The organism is Streptococcus suis, assembly GCF_002960425.1.
GTDB lineage: Bacteria > Bacillota > Bacilli > Lactobacillales > Streptococcaceae > Streptococcus > Streptococcus suis_S.
The window spans coordinates 37,054-55,728 of record NZ_POIZ01000047.1 but is presented as its reverse complement, the minus strand read 5'-3'; the positions used below and the strand labels follow the sequence as shown (position 1 = coordinate 55,728).

The following is an 18,675-nucleotide window of genomic DNA, read 5'->3' as shown; positions in this document are numbered from 1 at the left end:
TTAAAATAAAGAACTCGATTTTCATAAGGAGGAAATCATTCATGGTAGTTAAAGTTGGTATTAACGGTTTCGGACGTATCGGTCGTCTTGCTTTCCGTCGTATCCAAAACGTAGAAGGTGTTGAAGTTACTCGTATCAACGACCTTACAGACCCAGTAATGCTTGCACACTTGTTGAAATACGACACAACTCAAGGTCGTTTCGACGGTACTGTTGAAGTTAAAGACGGTGGTTTCGAAGTTAACGGTAAATTCGTTAAAGTTTCTGCTGAGCGTGAGCCAGGAAAAATTGACTGGGCTGCTGACGGCGTAGAAATCGTTCTTGAAGCAACTGGTTTCTTCACTTCAAAAACTGCTGCTGAGCAACACATCCACGAAAATGGTGCTAAGAAAGTTGTTATCACTGCTCCTGGTGGTAACGATGTTAAGACTATCGTTTTCAACACTAACCACGATATCCTTGATGGTACTGAAACAGTTATCTCAGGTGCTTCATGTACTACAAACTGTTTGGCACCAATGGCTAAAGCTCTTCACGATGCATTTGGCGTTCAAAAAGGTTTGATGACTACAATCCACGGTTACACTGGTGACCAAATGGTTCTTGACGGACCACACCGTGGTGGTGACCTTCGTCGTGCTCGTGCTGCTGCTGCGAACATCGTTCCTAACTCAACTGGTGCTGCTAAAGCTATCGGCTTGGTAATCCCAGAATTGAACGGTAAACTTGACGGTGCTGCACAACGTGTTCCAGTTCCAACAGGTTCTGTAACTGAATTGGTTGCAACTCTTAACAAGAAAGTTACTGCTGAAGAAGTAAACGCTGCTATGAAAGCTGCTGCTACTGAATCATACGGTTACACTGAAGATCAAATCGTTTCTTCAGATATCGTAGGTATCTCATTCGGTTCATTGTTCGATGCAACTCAAACTAAAGTTCTTGACGTTGATGGTGAGCAATTGGTTAAAGTTGTTTCATGGTACGACAACGAAATGTCTTACACTGCACAACTTGTTCGTACTCTTGAGTACTTCGCAAAAATCGCTAAATAATCCTTAGTGAAAATCAAAGAGGCTTCGGCCTCTTTTTTTTTTACACAAAGAACATATATAACCATGTTTTGTACAGAAAAGCTTGTTATACTATGCATAACAAGTATTGACTTACCAGTCAATACTTAACCTAATAGTAACACGGAGAAAGTTATGAAAAAATTTTTTAAACTACATTCCAAGTCGGTTCGTTTTATTTTGTTACTTGTTGCAGCATTGGCTTGTTTGTCATTTGCCTATTCACAATATGAAAATTATCGGTTAACTCCACGTATCAGTGAGGAAGTGAAAAATGCTCCCTTAAAGATTGATACTAGTTCAGTAGTGTTAGAAGATGGTAAGTCCTATCGACTACCGAGAAACATTGCTAATTTAGTAGGTGTTTATAAAGGGCTTGAGAATGGGCATGAAGTTCAAGTAAGAGTTAATCCTGACGGTACCTATGAAATAATTAGTAAGGGGGAGCGACTTACTGAAACATATTTGGATAAGAATGGAGAGCTTCGCTATAAGCAGGAAGAAACGGTTGGATTAGAAATAGGTATTCTTGTAGAGGAGCATGGTTATGTTCGATTTTATCGGTATAAAGATACTATAGATGATGATACGCTGATGGGGCTAGAGATATTATCAAATGGCTTATATATAGATAGTGATGGTAAAGTTGATCTCTTAAAATCTATGTTCCAGAAGCTTCGGAGAGAAGCAGTTTTCCGCCATAATGAATATGTTCCGCAAGATGTGCTGACGATTGATGAAACAAATGCAGTGTTTACTCCTAATTTTTTACTGTTTGACAAGGAGAAACTGGTTAGCTATTCCCATTATCATGCACATAGTTTTAGAGATGGTCCCTTTAAGACAAGTTATACTCCAAAATCTGAATTCACAAAATCCAAAGATGTTTATGACATTTGGGAACAACCGATTGAGAAATGGGCAATTGAGGAAGTCTTGATAGAGGAAGTCACCTTATCCGACTTTTTACAAATGTATGGCTCGAGTATTCGGAAAACAGCTAAGGGGCTGTGGCAGATTGCTAATAATAAAGTTACTGATCCGACAGATACAGAGTTGGAGAGCTACATAAAAGAAAACGGTCGAGCATTAACGGATGAGGAATTGGCTCATATCAAGAAGAAGTACGGAGTGGAGTTTGATGTTTCGTTTGGTATTGAGAATAAGGGATATTTTACGACCATAAATGTTTTCGGCTGGTCTGAGGATACTGGTTTTGACGAATTTGGGCTCCTGAAGGAGAATGGGAGGTTTTAGGAAACATATGTTATCAATAGCATCAGATATTGTCACGATTATTGGAGGTCTGACCATTGTAGGAAGTCTTTATCAGTATCTAAAAGCAAAAAGTTTTGAGAAAGAAGTATCTTTTCTGGAAATCATTGACAGTTTTAATTCTTCTATAGAAGTGATGGAAGAAAAATTAGAGCTAATTGAGGGATGGAATGATTATATTCTATATGAGGAAGGTCCGGAGGTATTTGATAAACAATTAAATCAATTACGGATGCAGGAAAGTCGTTCTCAAAAGAATATGCTTTATTTGGACATGCTCAAGACACTTATTACCTATTCAGGTTCAATGCCTTTGCAGGATATTTTTGAAAGCAATCCGTATATTGTTGAAGAATTGGTAGAGTTGCTTGTTCAAAAATCAGAGGCTCTCCTGTCTGACTATAAGACAGAACAGATACTCAGGTTTCGCAAGTATTGTTTGCAACTATCGGATCACTACCTTTCTATTCATAGAGGTGATCTAGAAGAAGAGGATGTTATGAGATATAAGGAGTTATACTTAGATATTCTCGAAGATATAAAACGTTGTTTAGAAACTTATTTAAAGGAGAAATAATTATGAAAAAGTATTTATCGGCTACAGTATTGGTTTTGGGAACTTTTTTCTTGGTTGCTTGCAGTAAGGCTGAGGAAGTTGTTGTAGAAACTATCAATAATGTAGATGGACGTTATATTGCCAATGCCTATGGTTTCGAGCTCGACCTTGAAATCGATGGTGAAACTATTACTGGTGAAGCCAGTGTTGGTATTGTGGATAGTGACATTACTGGCAGTGTAGATTTGCAGGGGCAAGAGATAGATATCGATCTTTCAGATAGCAAATCGATTTCAGGAACCTATGAAAAATTAGAAAATGGAGATTTAGAGGTCGATTTTTCAGGGAAGATGATTGTATTTGAAAAGCAATAGTAGGAAAATAGGTGTGTCGATGAGGAAAAATATACATGCAGTTATTATGGGTTTGCTAATCGTGGCTCTATTATGGTTTGTCTACCAAATTTTCGCTATACAGAAGAAAACGGAACAATACAAAGCCGATGTTGCTACTTTTGTTGGTGCTGTTGAAAACAAGAATTATGGCGAAGCTCTTTCACAACTATCTCGGTTAGAATCGTATTCACTTTCAAACTCTGAACTGATAGAAGCAAAGGAAGTAACTCGCATTTTGAAAGGAGATTTAACTAGTCTAGAAAATCGTCAGAAAGCTTTGAAGCTAGAACCGATGGAATTCCTGACAGGTTATTTCAATGCTCAGTTTACACCAGGTACGACTTATTTAGTTAGTCATGACCGTGATATGATGTTAGAATATGAAACAAAAGCGCCTGAAATTGTTAGAAACTATATAATTGGAAATACTTTCTATGAGTATGATGGTCATGGGGGTATTGATTATGATAAGTTTATCAAAATTTCTGAAGATGGTAATGTTAATTACTTATCTCGTACAGGAAAAATCGGACGGATAAGAGTATATTTGAATAAAGTTGAAGTATTCTTGCAAAATGTCAATGGTGATGAAATTTATGAGTGGGGAATATGGGATATTGAAAGTAGTGGAATTAATTCTACATTATATACAAGCAGAAATGGTCGGGCGATAGATAGGGTTTATGAGGCTAGTGGCTACACAAAGGAATAGGAGAATAGGATATGATGAAAATAAAATTGGTTTATACTCTACTGATTCTGGCTTTGGGAGTAGCGATAATGATGTATTTTACTACTCAGGATAAGTATTTTGATTTAATAGATTCAAAATATATTCTTCAACAGCTAGGCGTAGAATAGAGAGTACTTCGCAAAAATCGCTAAATAATCCTTAGTGAAAATCAAAGAGGCTTCGGCCTCTTTTTTTCATTCGTTCTTTTTGTAGATTTGTGAAAAAACTATCTTTATGAGAGAAAAAATACAGAAAATATGGTACAATGGTAGGGTAAATTTAAATTAAGGAGTTCTTATCTAATGGCAAAATTGACTGTTAAAGATGTAGAATTGAAAGGCAAAAAAGTTCTTGTCCGTGTGGACTTCAACGTGCCTTTGAAAGATGGCGTTATCACTAACGATAACCGTATTACAGCAGCTCTTCCAACAATCAAGTATATTCTTGAGCAAGGTGGACGTGCAATTCTTTTCTCTCACCTTGGTCGTGTGAAAGAAGAAGCTGACAAAGAAGGTAAATCATTGGCTCCTGTAGCGGCTGACTTGGCAGCTAAATTGGGTCAAGAGGTTGCTTTCATCGCTGGCGCTACTCGTGGTGCTGAATTGGAAGCAGCAATCAACGCTTTGGAAGATGGACAAGTTCTCCTTGTTGAAAACACTCGTTTCGAAGATGTTGATGGTAAGAAAGAATCTAAAAACGACGAAGAACTTGGTAAATACTGGGCTTCACTTGGTGATGGTATCTTCGTTAACGACGCATTTGGTACTGCACACCGTGCACACGCATCAAACGTTGGTATCTCAGCAAACGTAGAAAAAGCTGTAGCTGGTTTCCTTTTGGAAAACGAAATTGCATACATCCAAGAAGCTGTTGAAACTCCAGAACGTCCATTCGTGGCAATCCTTGGTGGTTCAAAAGTATCTGATAAGATCGGTGTTATCGAAAACCTTCTTGAAAAAGCTGACAAAGTTCTTATCGGTGGTGGTATGACTTACACATTCTACAAAGCTCAAGGTATCGAAATCGGTAACTCACTTGTAGAAGAAGACAAGCTTGATGTGGCAAAAGCACTTCTTGAAAAAGCTAACGGTAAATTGATCTTGCCAGTTGATTCAAAAGAAGCTAACGCATTTGCTGGCTACACTGAAGTTCGCGACACAGAAGGCGAAGCAGTTTCAGAAGGCTTCCTTGGTCTTGACATCGGTCCTAAGTCAATTGCTAAGTTTGACGAAGCTTTGACTGGTGCGAAAACAGTTGTTTGGAACGGTCCTATGGGTGTATTTGAAAACCCAGACTTCCAAGCTGGTACAATCGGTGTAATGGACGCTATCGTGAAACAACCAGGCGTGAAATCAATCATCGGTGGTGGTGACTCAGCAGCAGCAGCTATCAACCTTGGCCGTGCAGACAAGTTCTCATGGATTTCAACAGGTGGTGGTGCATCTATGGAGTTGTTAGAAGGTAAAGTATTGCCTGGTCTTGCGGCATTGACTGAAAAGTAAAAACTTACGACGAAAAGAGTTGGGTGACCAACTCTTTTCTGCCTTTCTTGGGATAATGACCCCATTTTCCATAAAATCATGTTAGAATAGAGATATGTTTGAAAAATATAAGTTTGATCCCAAAAAATTTCGATTAGGAATGCGGACCTTTAAATCTGGTCTAGCTGTTTTTCTGGTTATTTTGCTTTTTGGTTATCTGGGTTGGGAAGGTATTCAGATTGCAGCCTTGACAACGGTCTTTAGCCTGCGTGAGGACTTTGACCAGAGTGTCCATTTTGGTACCTCTCGTGTTTTAGGCAATTCGATAGGTGGTTTCTACGCCTTGATTTTCTTTTTACTAGATAGGTTATTTTCTGATCAGTTCTGGGTAACTGCGGTCTTTGTGCCTATCTTTGTCATGCTGACTATTATGACTAATGTAGCTATGAATAATAAGGCTGGCATTATCGGTGCGGTGTCGGCCCTGTTGATTATTTCTTTATCAATTCCAGCAGGTGATACCATTCAGTATGTCTTTGTTCGTGTTTTTGAAACCTTTGTGGGTGTTTTTATAGCGATTTTGGTAAATTACGATGTTAATTTGATAAAAAAACGTTTCCAAAAGAAAAGATGTTAGAAGATATAACATAATCGCTTGACCCATGGTCAAAATTCTCCTATAATAGTCTGCAGAAAGGAGTTCATTATGAGAGAAAAAGAGTTCCGTCGTTCCTTGGCCATTTTTCCAATTGGCAGTGTTATGAAATTGACAGACCTAACGGCTCGTCAGATTCGTTACTATGAAGATCATGGCTTGATTAAGCCCGATCGTAATGAGGGCAATCGTCGCTTGTATTCTCTAAATGATATGGACTTACTTCTTGAAATCAAGGATTTTCTAGCTGAAGGTTTGAATATAGCTGCGATTAAGAAGGAATATGCAAATCGTGAAGCGAAAGCTAAGGTTCAAAAACAACAGAAAACCTTGACGGACGAAGATGTACGTCGTATCTTACATGATGAATTCAGTCGTCAAGGACGCTTTTCAAGTCCTAGTTCCATTTTCCGTTCATCGTAATTACTTTTTAAATAGAGGAGAAAACTAATGGCATTCACAGTGGCAGATATCAAACGCGATATTAAAGAGAAAAACGTTACCTTCCTGCGTCTGATGTTCACAGATATTATGGGAGTGATGAAAAACGTAGAGATTCCAGCAACTGATGAGCAGGTTGATAAAGTATTATCAAACAAGGTTATGTTTGATGGTTCATCAATCGAAGGATTTGTACGTATCAATGAATCAGATATGTATCTTTACCCAGACTTGAATACTTGGACAATCTTTCCTTGGGGTGATGAAAATGGTTCAGTAGCGGGTTTGATTTGTGATGTTTATTCAACTTCAGGTGAGCCATTTGCAGGCGACCCTCGTGGAAATTTGAAAAAAGCCCTTCGCCACATGGAAGAACTTGGATTTTCTTCATTCAATTTGGGTCCAGAGCCAGAATTCTTCCTCTTCAAGATGGATGAGCAAGGAAATCCAACTCTTGAAGTGAACGACAAAGGTGGCTATTTTGACCTTGCTCCAACAGATTTAGCAGATAATACACGTCGTGAAATTGTGAATGTCCTTACTCAAATGGGCTTTGAAGTAGAAGCAAGTCACCATGAGTGTGCCGTTGGTCAGCATGAGATCGACTTCAAATACGATGATGTTTTGAGTGCTTGTGATAAGATTCAGCTTTTCAAGTTAGTTGTTAAAACAATTGCCCGTAAACATGGAATGTATGCAACCTTTATGGCTAAGCCAAAATATGGTATCGCTGGTTCAGGTATGCACTGTAATATGTCACTCTTTGACAAGGATGGAAACAATGCCTTCTTTGATCCAGAAGATCCACGTGGTATGCAATTGTCAGAAACAGCCTATCACTTCTTGGGTGGTTTGATCAAGCATGCTTACAACTATACTGCTATCACAAACCCAACTGTAAACTCCTACAAGCGTTTGGTTCCAGGTTTTGAAGCTCCTGTTTACATCGCTTGGGCTGGTAAAAACCGTTCTCCATTGGTTCGTGTTCCAGCTTCTCGTGGTATGGGAACTCGTTTGGAATTGCGCTCAGTTGACCCAACTGCTAACCCATATTTAGCAATGGCTGTGCTTTTAGAAGTAGGTCTAGAGGGTGTTGAAAACAAGATTGAGGCTCCAGCACCAGTTGAAACCAACATCTATGCAATGTCAGACGAAGAACGCCGTGAAGCTGGTATTACAGACCTACCATCAACTCTTCACAATGCTTTGAAGGCACTTCGTAAAGATGAAGTCGTTCGAGCAGCCCTGGGCGAACACATCTACACTAACTTTGTAGAAGCTAAGAAAATCGAGTGGGCAAGTTACGCAACATACGTTTCTCAATGGGAAATCGACAACTATTTGGATATGTATTGAAAAAAATGGTCCGGTGGACCATTTTTTCATGAGCTTGAAAACTAGATAGCGAATTAGGACCCCGACGGGTCCTTTGTTCACGAGCTTAGAAATTAGAGAGTGAGTAATGGCGCTTAGACCATTTTTTCATGAGCTTGAAAACAAGGGAGCGAATTAGGCCCCCGACGGGTCCTTTGTTCACGAGCTTTAGAAATTTGAGAGCGAGTAATGGCGCTTGGACCATTTTTTCATGAGCTTGAAAACCAGATAGCGAATTGGGACCCCGACGGGTCCTTTGTTCACGAACTTTAGAAATTCGAGAGCGAGTAATGGCACTTGGACCATTTTTCATGAGCTTAAAAACCAGATAGCGAATTAGGCCCCCGACGGGTCCTTTGTTCACGAACTTGAAAAAGACTACCCTTATATAGATTAAAAAAATTGGAGGCGATGTGGATGGATGAATTTGTAAAAGCTGTATTTGATGAACAGTATAGAGCGGTTTTTGGAGAAGGGCAAGACCTTGCTCCTAGTCAGCAGGAGATTGTGTTGGTAGAAGAGGAAGCAGGTCAATTAGTAGCTGTCTTGCAGGCCCAGCAGACCTTGGAAACGATTCATGTAAAGGCTTTGGTGGTTGTCAAACACAAGCAAGGTCAAGGATTGGGGAGGCGTTTGCTGATTCGTTTGGAAAATGAAGCTAGACAAAATGGAGTAAAGAGTATCACACTGTCAACTAAGTCCTATCAGGCTAAGGATTTTTATCTGAAGGCTGGATATTCTATTTATGCTCATCTAACAGATGTGCCGAAAAAAGGAATTTCCAAATATCATTTTATCAAGTGGTTGTAAGGTATTCCTATTGGAAAACAAGTGAAGCCTCGGCAGTTGCCGAGGCTTCTTTCTTAGTGATCAGGCGTTAAAATCATTGGAATGATAATTGGTTCACGCTCTGTTTTTTCGTATAGGAATGGTCGTAGGGCATTGACGATAGCGCCATTGACTGTCTGGATATTGGCATCTTTATTACGCATAGCGATGCGGATAGCGTTGAAGAGAACGCGTTGGCTTTCGCGGATCAGATCGCCAGATTCGCGCATATAGATGAAGCCTCGGCTGAGGATGTCAGGTCCTGCTAGAATCATCTTGGACTTGAAGTCAACAGTTGCGACAGCTAGAACAACGCCGTCTTCTGAGAGGTCTCGGCGGTCTTTAAGTACAGCTGCTCCGATTTCACCGATGCGGTTTCCGTCCACGTAGATGTCTTGGGCGTTGAACTTGCCAGCCAATCGCGCAGAATCCTTGGTCAGTGCTAGGACATCGCCGTTTTCCATGATGAAGATGTTGTCTTTTGGTACACCTGTATCCACTGCTAGACTGGCGTGGATTTTTTGCATGCGGTATTCGCCATGGACAGGCATGAAGTATTTTGGCTTGATCAGGCGGAGCATGAGTTTTTGTTCTTGCTGGCCACCGTGTCCAGAGGTATGGATGTTGTTGATTTTGCCGTGAATAACATCGACACCGGCTTCAATCAAGATATTGATGAGCTTGTTAACACCTGTGGTATTTCCCGGAATAGGACTGGACGAGAAAATAACCGTGTCGCCCGGCTGGAGTTGAACCTGACGGTGAGTACCGTGGGCAATGCGGGAGAGGGCAGCCATTGGCTCACCCTGGCTACCTGTACAGAGAATCATAATCTCGCTGGCAGGATATTCTTTGATCTCATTTGGTTCGATAAAGGTGTCTTTTGGAACCTTGATGTAGCCGAGCTCGATACCGTTAACAATGGCCTTCTCCATAGAACGTCCAAAGACAGCAATTTTGCGACCAGTCTTGACTGCTGCATCAGCCGCCTGTTGCAGACGGAAGATGTTGGAGGCAAAGGAAGCAAAGATGATGCGTCCGTGAATGCCTTCGATCAGTTTCATGATGGACTGACCGACCACTTTTTCCGAGTTGGTAAAGGTTGGAACTTCGGCGTTGGTAGAGTCGGAGAGGAGGCAGAGAACGCCTTCTTCACCCAAGGCTGCCATGCGATGTAAGTCAGCTGGCTCACCAACAGGGGTGAAGTCGAACTTGAAGTCACCGGTACAGACGATTTTCCCTTGCGGGGTGTCAATGACGATACCGAGAGGTTCTGGGATAGAGTGGGTGGTGCGGAAGAAGCTGACCTTGAGGTGCTTGAAGGTCAACTCAGTATTGTGGTTGATTTCATGCAAGGTTGCATCACGAAGCAGTCCGTGTTCTTCCAGTTTTCCGCGAATAAGGGCGAGGGCCAAAGGACCTGCATAGATTGGGACATTGGCTTGTTTGAGCAAGAAGGGGATACCACCGATGTGGTCTTCGTGACCGTGGGTAATAACCAGACCTTTGACGCGGTCTAGATTTTCAACGATATAGGAGTAGTCAGGGATAACGTAGTCGATACCCAAAAGGTCATCTTCAGGGAACTTGATACCCGCATCGACGATGAGAATTTCATCCTTGTACTCGATACCGTAGGTATTTTTCCCGATTTCTCCCAAACCACCGATGGCGAAAACGCCAACTTCATGAGGTTTTAGATTGACTGATGACATAAATTAGAACTCCGTAAGTTTGAAATCTGCGTGCTCTTTTTCGTATTCGAGGTGTTTGTCAGAGAGTAGGTCAACGAATTCAACGTTGTAGGCTGGGAATTTTGCTTCAACCAATTCTTTGACTTTGATGCGACCTTCCAATTCAGAAGTTGCGTCAACTTCGACATAGAGGGCTTGTGTCTGCTCACGGCGTGGGCTGACTTTTGTTTCTTGGTAAAATACTTTATAAATCATGTGTAGTATAGTTCCTTTCTTTTTGACTGGCAACTATGAAAAAAGTCCCAAACAGCTATTCTGCTTGGTATTTTCTATTCAATTTTCTCGAGTTGTCAATTTATTCAGTCTAGATGTTACTCTTCATTATACCATAAAATATGCTGATGGTAAAAGGGTTTGGTAGGAAAATGGAAAAGTGTCATGATTTTCAGAAACAAGCAGTCATTTGGCAGAATAATAAGCAAAATTGACAAAAATATATTTGGATATTATAATAAATGGAAGTGGAATTTTAATGCATCAAGAAAGGGGATGAGTCATGGGTACAGTACCACAAATGAGTTTAGGCGAATTTTACAGGGAACTCCGAAATTCTCGCTTGGTTAAGCAAAAGGATGTTGTCAGAGGAGACTTTACAGCAGCACAGTTGTCACGCTTTGAATCGGGAAAATCCATGTTGGCAGCGGATAAGTTAATCGTGGCTGTCGAGGGTATTAACATGACCATGGAAGAATTTACTTACAAATACCATGGATATAAAGAAGCGCCCCATATTGAGCTGGCTAATCTGATTTCAGATTTGTATTACCAGCAGGACAAAGAAGCTTTGAAAGCTTTATTAACATCAGATTTGTTAGCAGATGAAGGAGAACTTTACTCTCGGCTTAATGCTATTGTTATCAAGGTCGCTATAGTCGCTTTAGAAGGGATAGATAATGTTGAAGAAGAAGATAGGCAATATTTGGCAGACTATCTCTTCGCTATTGAGGAGTGGACAAGTTTTGAGCTTTATCTATTTATGAATGCACAGATGTTGTTGAATAATCGGATGTTATTGTATTTTGCTCATGACTTATGTAAGGAAGAAAAATCTTTTAATAAACTTAGGAAACATCAGGAACTTATAAAATCTACGTTACTCAATACGATTTCGGAATTATTTGATAGAGGAATATACTCTCAAGTTTCCTATTACTTAGATAAAATGGAGTCTATGATTAGTTTTAAAGATACCTTTGTAAAGATAATGGCTCGCTATTATCGTCTGCTATTGGACTATATCGAAAATGGTCGTTCAGACAAAGAAAAAGAGATAATCGAAACCTACATTCAATCTATACAGGAATTGATAGATGATCAGACAGCTTCGATTATCCGGGTTCATTTTTTAAGATTTGAGTCTTAAAAATAAGAAGTTAGGAGAATGGGGACAGGATTGGATAATGGGTCAATAACGATTGGAATTGATAGCAACAAAGCGAGTACAATAATTGATATATTCTTTTTCATAGAACGCACCTCTTTTTCTTTTTAGTATAGCACAACATTTTATTTGTTAAAATGACTTACATATTTGTAAGTTTAAAAAATTGACTTACAGATTTGTAAGTGGACTTTATTTCGTTTTGAAGATGATACAATGTAGATGTACTATAAAAAGATAGGAGTAGTCTTATGAAAAAGAAGTTCTTAGCAGTTACTATGCTGTTTTCATTGGTTTTTCCAGCTTCTTTAGTGTTTGCTGAGTCTCATGGAGACCACTCTAGTCACGGAGACCATTCTGAGGCTGTTGTTATTAGTGAAATGGCTGAAGGTCAGTTGATTGTGGAGCAACAAATAGAGGTTGCAGCACAGACGGAGCCTCTATATAGTTTTGAAGAAATCTTAGATCTACCAAATGAGGCTTTTCCGAATGCGACTCCTGATGAGGTGGAGAGTATTAAAGGTATGATTGAAGCCACTATGGATTACAATCATTCTGATATGAAGGTACCGTTATCAATGGTATATATTGATAAGACCGCAGAAAATTCAGATGCAATTCTTTCAGGCGGTGGTCTTCCATACTGTTTAGATAATAATGGTTGGGGATACCAAAATTTTATTACCTCAGATTGTAACATAGCTATGGCAGTTGTTAGCCAATGTGTTTATGAATCTATCATTAAGAATCCCAATTTGCGTTACTGTAGAGCGGATTTATATAGAAATTGTTCTCCTAGGATTGGTCACAGTCCATATTGGCATAGACATTAATAAATGTGTTTGTATAAAATTAGAAGGAGTTGCAGGTTGATTCAAAAAATACTAAGACTGTTTGGGCTTGTTAGTTGTCTTCTTGCCTTGGTTTGTGCGGTGGTATTTAGAGAGGGGCTGGTTTCCAATCCACTTGGTCAATTTTCGGGTTTTCCACTTAACCACCAGCATACAGGTTGGGGAACATCGCGTTATTATCCCAACATTGATCCGACAGCAAAGCCGACTCAGGAGGTCAGAGTTGCTATCATTGACTCTGGTATAAGGGAAGAAGCGGTAGATGAGTTTTATGTTGAGGATATGCAAGTTTTTTCCACTTCAACCTCTGTCTTTGATACCATTGGTCACGGGACAAAGATTGCCAGTATCATTGGTGCTAAGAATAATCATGTGCTAACGCTGGGATTGAGCCCGGAAGCAAGATTGTTTTCCTACAAGGTAACGGATGATGACGGGACGATAAAAAATGACTACCTTGTCAAAGCTGTTCAGCAGGCTATTGAAGATCATGTTGATGTTGTGAATCTGAGTATGGTGGTGACCAATCCAAGTAAAGAATTGGAAGATGTGGTTGAAGCCTACCTTCAACAAGGTGGCTATATGGTTGTCCCAGCTTATGATTTGAAAAAGGTAGAGGCCCTAAACCCTCTTTTGACGATTGAAGGGGTTGTCTCCGTAGGTACCTACAATGAATTTTTTACGTTATTGAATCCGCAGGAAGAGATTGCTTACTACGCACCGTACTCTCAAGAAACGCTGTCAATGGAAAACAGGATTGTACGAAGCGAGGGTTCCTCTTTTAGCACGGCCTTTGTTTCGGGGACAATTGCCCACTTGCTCTCCGTCGGACAAACCGATGCAGAAATCACCAAGCAACTAGATGACTTTTTTAGTGCACGGTCTGTGAAGAGCAAGCAGTCTCCATTGTTGGCTGGTTATGAAACGCATCAAGCTTTGGTAAATAACAGCTACACAGTGCTCTCTCTATCTCTGATAGGTCTTCTTGTTTTCCAGACAATCCTAGGGATACTCACCGCGAGAAAAGAGAGTGAGGTGCGGGGTGCTTATATGCGGTACATCGTTGTAACGGACGTGTTACTGGTTATTCTTGCCTTGTTAATTTTGCCGACTCAAATGTGAGGTGTTAGATGGAATTAATTTCAATTGTGTTCGTTGTCCTTATTGTTGGAGTTCAAGTCTATTTTTCGACAAGGTACTTTGCTAAGGCTACTTCCAAGCTACAAAAAGGATTTGTCGTCGTAACGTCCCTCTTTCAAATTGTATTTTCAATCTGGTTGATGCTGTTTGTTACACTGGGATATTTCGGTAGTATTCATTTTTGATGAGATTTTTTTGCCTCCTATACTCATAGGAGGTTTTCTATATTTGAAAAATTCCCCAAGTTAGCATACAATAGAAGGTAGTATTGTAAGGAAAGAGAAAAAGATGAAAATACTAGCTTTGGACAGCTCCAATCAGGCTCTTTCGGTGGCCTTGGTGGAGGACGGTCGTTTGCAGGCGGAAACCCTGCTGGCCGTCAAGAAAAATCATAGCATCAGCCTCATGCCTGTGATCGATTTTTTAGTGGCGCAGGTGGGCTGGACGCCCAAAGACCTGAATCGGATTGTGGTCGCTCAGGGGCCGGGCTCCTACACGGGTCTGCGGGTGGCGGTGGCGACTGCCAAGACTCTGGCCTACACCCTCAAGATTGACTTGGTGGGGCTATCCAGTCTTCAGTCCCTGGTTCCCCCTAGCCTGACGGGTCTGGTGGTGCCTCTCATTGATGCCCGTCGTAACTGCGTCTATGCAGGTCTTTATGAAAATGGCAGAGCAGTTGAGGCGGATAAGTACTGGTCTTTTGAAGACTTGCTTTCTAGCCTGGCTGGCAAGGAAAATATCACCTTTGTCGGAGAAGTAGAAAACTTTATGGAGCAAATCGAACAAGCTCTACCGACTGCTCAGTATCAAGCTAGTCTGCCGTCAGCCTATCAATTGGCGGTGATTGGTCAAGACTTGTCAGCAGTAGATGTCACCAGTTTTGAGCCTAACTATCTCAAGCGGGTAGAGGCAGAGGAAAACTGGCTCAAGGACAACCAAGCTGGCTCAGAAAGTTATATCAAGCGTGTATGATAGAGATTAAACACTACGATGGTCAGGAAAATCTGGCGGAGGCTGTTTTGTCAGTTATGGAGTCGGTCTATGAGCAATCGCCTTGGACCTTGGAACAGATTGCTTCAAGCATGACCAGTCAGGATGAGGATTACTATCTGGCCTATGAGGAGCAGGAGCTAGTTGGCTTTTTAGCTGTTCAGACGGTGCTGGATGAGATGGAAATCTTGCAGATTGCTGTCAAGGCTGATTTTCAGAGGTTGGGAATCGCCAGTCAACTGATGGCTGCTGTGATGGACTGGAAGGGGGACATCTTCCTCGAAGTGAGGGAGTCTAACAGTGCCGCTCAGGCCCTCTATACACGCCAGCATTTTACCAAAATAGGAAAACGAAAAGACTACTACCGCCATCCTGTCGAGGACGCGGTGATGATGAAGAGAGAACGTGATGAAAGATAGATTGATTTTGGCGATTGAGACCTCCTGTGACGAGACCTCGGTGGCTGTTTTGCGAAATGATGCGGAGCTTTTGTCCAATGTCATTGCCAGCCAGATTGCCAGCCACCAGCGGTTTGGTGGGGTGGTGCCTGAAGTAGCCAGCCGTCACCATGTGGAAGTGATTACGGCCTGTATCGAGGAGGCCTTGTTGGAGGCGGAGGTGACGGCAGAGGACCTGACGGCTGTGGCGGTGACCTATGGGCCTGGCTTGGTCGGTGCCTTGCTAGTCGGGATTTCGGCTGCCAAGGCCTTTGCTTGGGCTAATGGTCTGCCACTCATTCCTGTCAACCACATGGCAGGGCACTTGATGGCAGCGCGTGCGGTCAAGGAATTAGAATTTCCACTCTTGGCTCTCTTGGTCAGTGGAGGACATACGGAGTTGGTCTATGTGTCAGAGGCAGGCGACTACAAGATTGTCGGTGAAACGCGAGATGATGCGGTCGGAGAGGCCTATGATAAGGTGGGGCGGGTCATGGGTCTGCCCTATCCGGCTGGTCGTGTCATCGATGAGTTGGCACATGAGGGGCAGGACATTTATGACTTCCCACGGGCTATGATCAAGGAGGATAATCTGGAGTTTTCTTTCTCTGGTTTAAAATCCGCCTTTATCAACCTCTACCACAATGCCCAGCAGAAAGGGGAAACCTTGTCCAATGCCGACCTGTCAGCTTCCTTTCAAGCCTGTGTCATGGACATCCTTATGGCTAAGACTAAGAAGGCCTTGGAGCAATACCCTGTCAAGACCTTGGTCGTAGCGGGCGGTGTGGCAGCTAATCAGGGCTTACGAGAGCGGTTGGCTGCTGAAATTACCGATGTGGAGGTTATCATTCCACCGCTTCGCCTCTGCGGTGACAATGCGGGCATGATTGCCTTGGCAGCCGTTAGTGAGTACAACAAGGAAAAACTTGCTGGATGGGACCTCAATGCTAAGCCAAGTCTGGCTTTTGAGAATTTGTAAGAAAGATGGGTCGCGAAAGCGACTTTTTCTGTTGACGGAGGGGGGCTTGTCCTCTATACTAGAGTGATATATAGTCATTTGAATTAGCTTTGATACATCGTCACTTTCGGCTTGCCGTACTCTACAGAAGTGACTTGCTTTGCAAGTTATATCTCCAACCTAGCACAGCCACTAGGCTGTGCTAGCAACCTGCGCCTCAGTTCCTTGTCTGAAAGCTAATTCATTCGACTATAACTTGCTATTTAAAGGAGAGAAGATGAAAAAAGAGGATTTTCGAGAGGGTCTGCGGGATGCTATTCCCACAGCTCTGGGCTATGCCAGTATTGGCCTAGCCTGCGGTGTGGTATCGGTTAATTCCGGCATTTCTGCGGTGGAAATGGGGCTGATGAGCCTTTTGGTCTATGCAGGAAGTGCCCAATTTGTCATGTGTGCCATGATTTTGGCTGGGGCTCCTCTGGTGTCCATTGCAGTGACGGTTTTCTTTGTCAACCTGCGGAATTTTCTCATGTGCCTGCATACGACGACCATTTTTCAGGGCAACAGTTTGGGCTCCAATATCCTGATTGGCTCTTTTGTGACGGATGAGTCCTATGCGGTGTTGCTCCGTAAGCATATTGAGGACAAGCAGATTGCCCCTAGCTGGATGTACGGTAACAACTTCGCTAGCTATGCTTCTTGGGTTATCTTTACCACTCTGGGCAATCTCATCGGAGGTTTGATTCCAAATCCCGAGCAGTTTGGCTTGGATTTTGCCTTGGTGGCTATGTTTGTCGGCATTTTCTCAGGTCAGTTGGAGGCTATGGCTCGGACCATTCCTTTGAAAAAAATCGGCCTGATTTTGCTGGCGGTTGGTCTGGCCTATGTCGGCCTGTCTGTGCTAGTGTCGTCTTATGTGGCTGTGCTCTTGGCGACGATTTTGGGCTGTTTTGTGGGGGTGATGATTGATGATAAAAACTAGTATTCTATTGATTATTCTGGCGGCGGCCCTAGTGACCTGGGTACCACGCGTCCTGCCTTTTGTCCTGACGCAGAACAAATCCCTGCCTCCCCGCATGGTCAAGTTCCTCAGCTTTCTGCCCATTACCATTATTTTTGCCCTGACCCTGTCCAGCATCATGGACGAAGAGGTGGGCTTCCTTCCCAGTCTTCTCCCTGTCGAAAGTCTGGCCCTCATTCCGACCTTTTTGGTGGTCCTAAGGACCAAAAATATCCTCCTCGCAGTAGTGGTTGGTGTCTTGACAACAGCTGCTCTCCGCTTGATTTTCTAGGAGGGGCTTATGGTTAAGGAAAATGCCAGAGGTGTGGTACTTTGTCTGGTCTTAGCTTTGGTGGGACAGTGGTTAGGTGGCTTGTTTCCTTTGGTGGGTGGACCTGTTTTTGCCCTTCTAATCGGGATGAGCCTGCATTCCTACATTTCAAGGAAAAATGCCTTTCAGCCAGGCTTGACCTTTACCTCTAAGAAAATCTTGCAGTATGCGGTGATTTGCTTGGGTTTTGGACTAAACTTATCAGCGGTCCTGGCAGTCGGTCGCCAATCTCTACCAATTATTCTGTCAACAATTAGTTTTGCCTTGTTTTTGGCATTTCTGCTGTGGAAAATCTTGCCCATTTCATCTCATCTAGCGACCTTGATTGGCGTTGGGACTTCTATCTGTGGTGGCTCTGCCATTGCGGCGACGGCTCCCATTATCCAGGCGGATGATGAGGATGTGGCACAAGCGATCTCGGTCATCTTCCTCTTTAATGTCTTGGCGGCCCTGGTCTTTCCGACCTTGGCAACCTGGCTTGGTTTTTCGACCGATTCGGGTCAGGCCTTTGGAATGTTCGCCGGAACGGCGGTCAATGATACTTCGTCGGTCACCGCAACAGCAGCCACCTGGGACAGTCTTTACGGACTGGGCAGTCAGACCTTGGACACGGCTGTGATGGTCAAGCTGACGCGAACCTTGGCCATTATTCCCATTACGTCGGTTTTGGCAATTTGGCAGGCTCGAGGGAAGGGGACTCAGGCAGACAAGAGTTCGCTCTTGGCAGGTTTTCCAACCTTCATTCTCTACTTTATCCTAGCTAGTCTAGTGACAACAATCGCGGGTCACTTTGGATTGGGTGCGGACATTTTTACTCCGCTCAAAACCCTGTCCAAGTTTCTCATTTGTATGGCCATGACAGCCATTGGCTTGCGGACCAATGTACTTGCCTTGGTAAAAAATGGCAGAGCTGCTCTTTTTGTCGGACTAGTTTGCTGGCTGGGAGTGACAGTGTTGACACTGGTTTGGCAGGTGATGCTTGGGATTTGGTAAAGCAATAGAAAAATCCTAGTTGGTGCTAGGATTTT

At 42.6% G+C, this 18,675-nt stretch carries 22 protein-coding genes; 20 read left to right on the top strand and 2 right to left on the bottom strand.

The genetic code is table 11. The features are described from left to right. Positions 1 to 41: 41 nt before the first annotated feature. From gap to C1G57_RS06105, 11 genes are all read left to right on the top strand, one after another. Positions 42 to 1,052: a type I glyceraldehyde-3-phosphate dehydrogenase gene (gene gap, locus C1G57_RS06150; protein WP_029176999.1), complete on the top strand. Its 1,011-nt coding sequence runs from the start codon at positions 42 to 44 to the stop codon at positions 1,050 to 1,052. A gap of 153 nt (positions 1,053 to 1,205) precedes the next feature. After that, positions 1,206 to 2,327, top strand: a complete 1,122-nt coding sequence (locus tag C1G57_RS06145; protein WP_105114180.1) for a hypothetical protein — start codon at positions 1,206 to 1,208, stop codon at positions 2,325 to 2,327. A gap of 7 nt (positions 2,328 to 2,334) precedes the next feature. Continuing rightward, entirely contained in the window at positions 2,335 to 2,922 is a 588-nt protein-coding gene (locus C1G57_RS06140) for a hypothetical protein (RefSeq protein ID WP_105114179.1), read from the top strand. Positions 2,923 to 2,924: 2 nt separating this feature from the next. Then, complete coding sequence (locus tag C1G57_RS06135) at positions 2,925 to 3,275, top strand: hypothetical protein (protein WP_105114178.1); 351 nt, start codon at positions 2,925 to 2,927, stop codon at positions 3,273 to 3,275. Positions 3,276 to 3,294: 19 nt separating this feature from the next. Then, on the top strand, positions 3,295 to 4,008 hold the full coding sequence (locus tag C1G57_RS06130; protein WP_105114177.1) for a hypothetical protein: 714 nt from the start codon (positions 3,295 to 3,297) through the stop codon (positions 4,006 to 4,008). An 11-nt stretch (positions 4,009 to 4,019) separates the two neighbouring features. Continuing rightward, positions 4,020 to 4,157 (top strand): hypothetical protein, encoded by a 138-nt coding sequence (locus C1G57_RS11100; protein ID WP_161941115.1) that lies wholly within the window; start codon positions 4,020 to 4,022, stop codon positions 4,155 to 4,157. A 174-nt stretch (positions 4,158 to 4,331) separates the two neighbouring features. Beyond that, entirely contained in the window at positions 4,332 to 5,531 is a 1,200-nt protein-coding gene (locus tag C1G57_RS06125) for a phosphoglycerate kinase (RefSeq protein ID WP_002938510.1), read from the top strand. 94 nt (positions 5,532 to 5,625) lie between these two features. Beyond that, positions 5,626 to 6,147 (top strand): FUSC family protein, encoded by a 522-nt coding sequence (locus tag C1G57_RS06120; protein ID WP_105114176.1) that lies wholly within the window; start codon positions 5,626 to 5,628, stop codon positions 6,145 to 6,147. A 69-nt stretch (positions 6,148 to 6,216) separates the two neighbouring features. Further along, positions 6,217 to 6,588, top strand: a complete 372-nt coding sequence (locus C1G57_RS06115; protein ID WP_029998371.1) for a MerR family transcriptional regulator — start codon at positions 6,217 to 6,219, stop codon at positions 6,586 to 6,588. Between the two features lie 27 nt (positions 6,589 to 6,615). Beyond that, positions 6,616 to 7,962 (top strand): type I glutamate--ammonia ligase, encoded by a 1,347-nt coding sequence (glnA, locus tag C1G57_RS06110; RefSeq protein ID WP_029998373.1) that lies wholly within the window; start codon positions 6,616 to 6,618, stop codon positions 7,960 to 7,962. Positions 7,963 to 8,391: 429 nt separating this feature from the next. Then, complete coding sequence (locus C1G57_RS06105) at positions 8,392 to 8,790, top strand: GNAT family N-acetyltransferase (protein ID WP_323156109.1); 399 nt, start codon at positions 8,392 to 8,394, stop codon at positions 8,788 to 8,790. Between the two features lie 53 nt (positions 8,791 to 8,843). On the opposite strand, the gene rnjA is transcribed toward C1G57_RS06105, so the two are convergent. Next, positions 8,844 to 10,523 carry a ribonuclease J1 gene (gene rnjA, locus C1G57_RS06100; RefSeq protein ID WP_105114175.1) on the bottom strand — a complete coding sequence of 560 codons (1,680 nt, stop codon included), beginning with the start codon at positions 10,521 to 10,523 and terminating at the stop codon, positions 8,844 to 8,846. A 3-nt stretch (positions 10,524 to 10,526) separates the two neighbouring features. Further along, positions 10,527 to 10,757, bottom strand: coding sequence for a DNA-dependent RNA polymerase subunit epsilon (locus C1G57_RS06095; protein ID WP_044753363.1), 231 nt, complete (start codon positions 10,755 to 10,757; stop codon positions 10,527 to 10,529). A gap of 301 nt (positions 10,758 to 11,058) precedes the next feature. On the opposite strand from C1G57_RS06095, the gene C1G57_RS06090 reads away from it, so the two are divergent. From C1G57_RS06090 to C1G57_RS06045, 9 genes are all read left to right on the top strand, one after another. Next, complete coding sequence (locus tag C1G57_RS06090; protein ID WP_024377813.1) at positions 11,059 to 11,925, top strand: Rgg/GadR/MutR family transcriptional regulator; 867 nt, start codon at positions 11,059 to 11,061, stop codon at positions 11,923 to 11,925. A 269-nt stretch (positions 11,926 to 12,194) separates the two neighbouring features. Further along, positions 12,195 to 12,776 (top strand): hypothetical protein, encoded by a 582-nt coding sequence (locus tag C1G57_RS06085; RefSeq protein ID WP_024377814.1) that lies wholly within the window; start codon positions 12,195 to 12,197, stop codon positions 12,774 to 12,776. A 36-nt stretch (positions 12,777 to 12,812) separates the two neighbouring features. Beyond that, a complete protein-coding gene (locus tag C1G57_RS06080; protein WP_073259261.1) occupies positions 12,813 to 13,916 on the top strand; it encodes a S8/S53 family peptidase in 1,104 nt (367 codons plus the stop codon). 306 nt (positions 13,917 to 14,222) lie between these two features. Continuing rightward, complete coding sequence (gene tsaB, locus C1G57_RS06070; RefSeq protein ID WP_105114174.1) at positions 14,223 to 14,906, top strand: tRNA (adenosine(37)-N6)-threonylcarbamoyltransferase complex dimerization subunit type 1 TsaB; 684 nt, start codon at positions 14,223 to 14,225, stop codon at positions 14,904 to 14,906. Beyond that, positions 14,903 to 15,343, top strand: a complete 441-nt coding sequence (rimI, locus tag C1G57_RS06065; RefSeq protein ID WP_105114173.1) for a ribosomal protein S18-alanine N-acetyltransferase — start codon at positions 14,903 to 14,905, stop codon at positions 15,341 to 15,343. Before tsaB ends, rimI begins: the two co-directional genes overlap by 4 nt. Next, positions 15,333 to 16,340, top strand: coding sequence for a tRNA (adenosine(37)-N6)-threonylcarbamoyltransferase complex transferase subunit TsaD (gene tsaD / locus C1G57_RS06060; protein ID WP_105114172.1), 1,008 nt, complete (start codon positions 15,333 to 15,335; stop codon positions 16,338 to 16,340). Before rimI ends, tsaD begins: the two co-directional genes overlap by 11 nt. A 256-nt stretch (positions 16,341 to 16,596) precedes the next feature. Further along, positions 16,597 to 17,298: an AzlC family ABC transporter permease gene (locus C1G57_RS06055; RefSeq protein WP_105114171.1), complete on the top strand. Its 702-nt coding sequence runs from the start codon at positions 16,597 to 16,599 to the stop codon at positions 17,296 to 17,298. Further along, the gene (locus C1G57_RS06050; protein ID WP_105114170.1) at positions 17,285 to 17,608 is read left to right on the top strand and encodes an AzlD domain-containing protein; all 324 of its coding nucleotides are present in this window, start codon (positions 17,285 to 17,287) and stop codon (positions 17,606 to 17,608) included. Before C1G57_RS06055 ends, C1G57_RS06050 begins: the two co-directional genes overlap by 14 nt. Positions 17,609 to 17,617: 9 nt before the next feature. Next, positions 17,618 to 18,640 carry a YeiH family protein gene (locus tag C1G57_RS06045; RefSeq protein WP_105114169.1) on the top strand — a complete coding sequence of 341 codons (1,023 nt, stop codon included), beginning with the start codon at positions 17,618 to 17,620 and terminating at the stop codon, positions 18,638 to 18,640. The last annotated feature ends 35 nt before the right edge of the window (positions 18,641 to 18,675 follow it).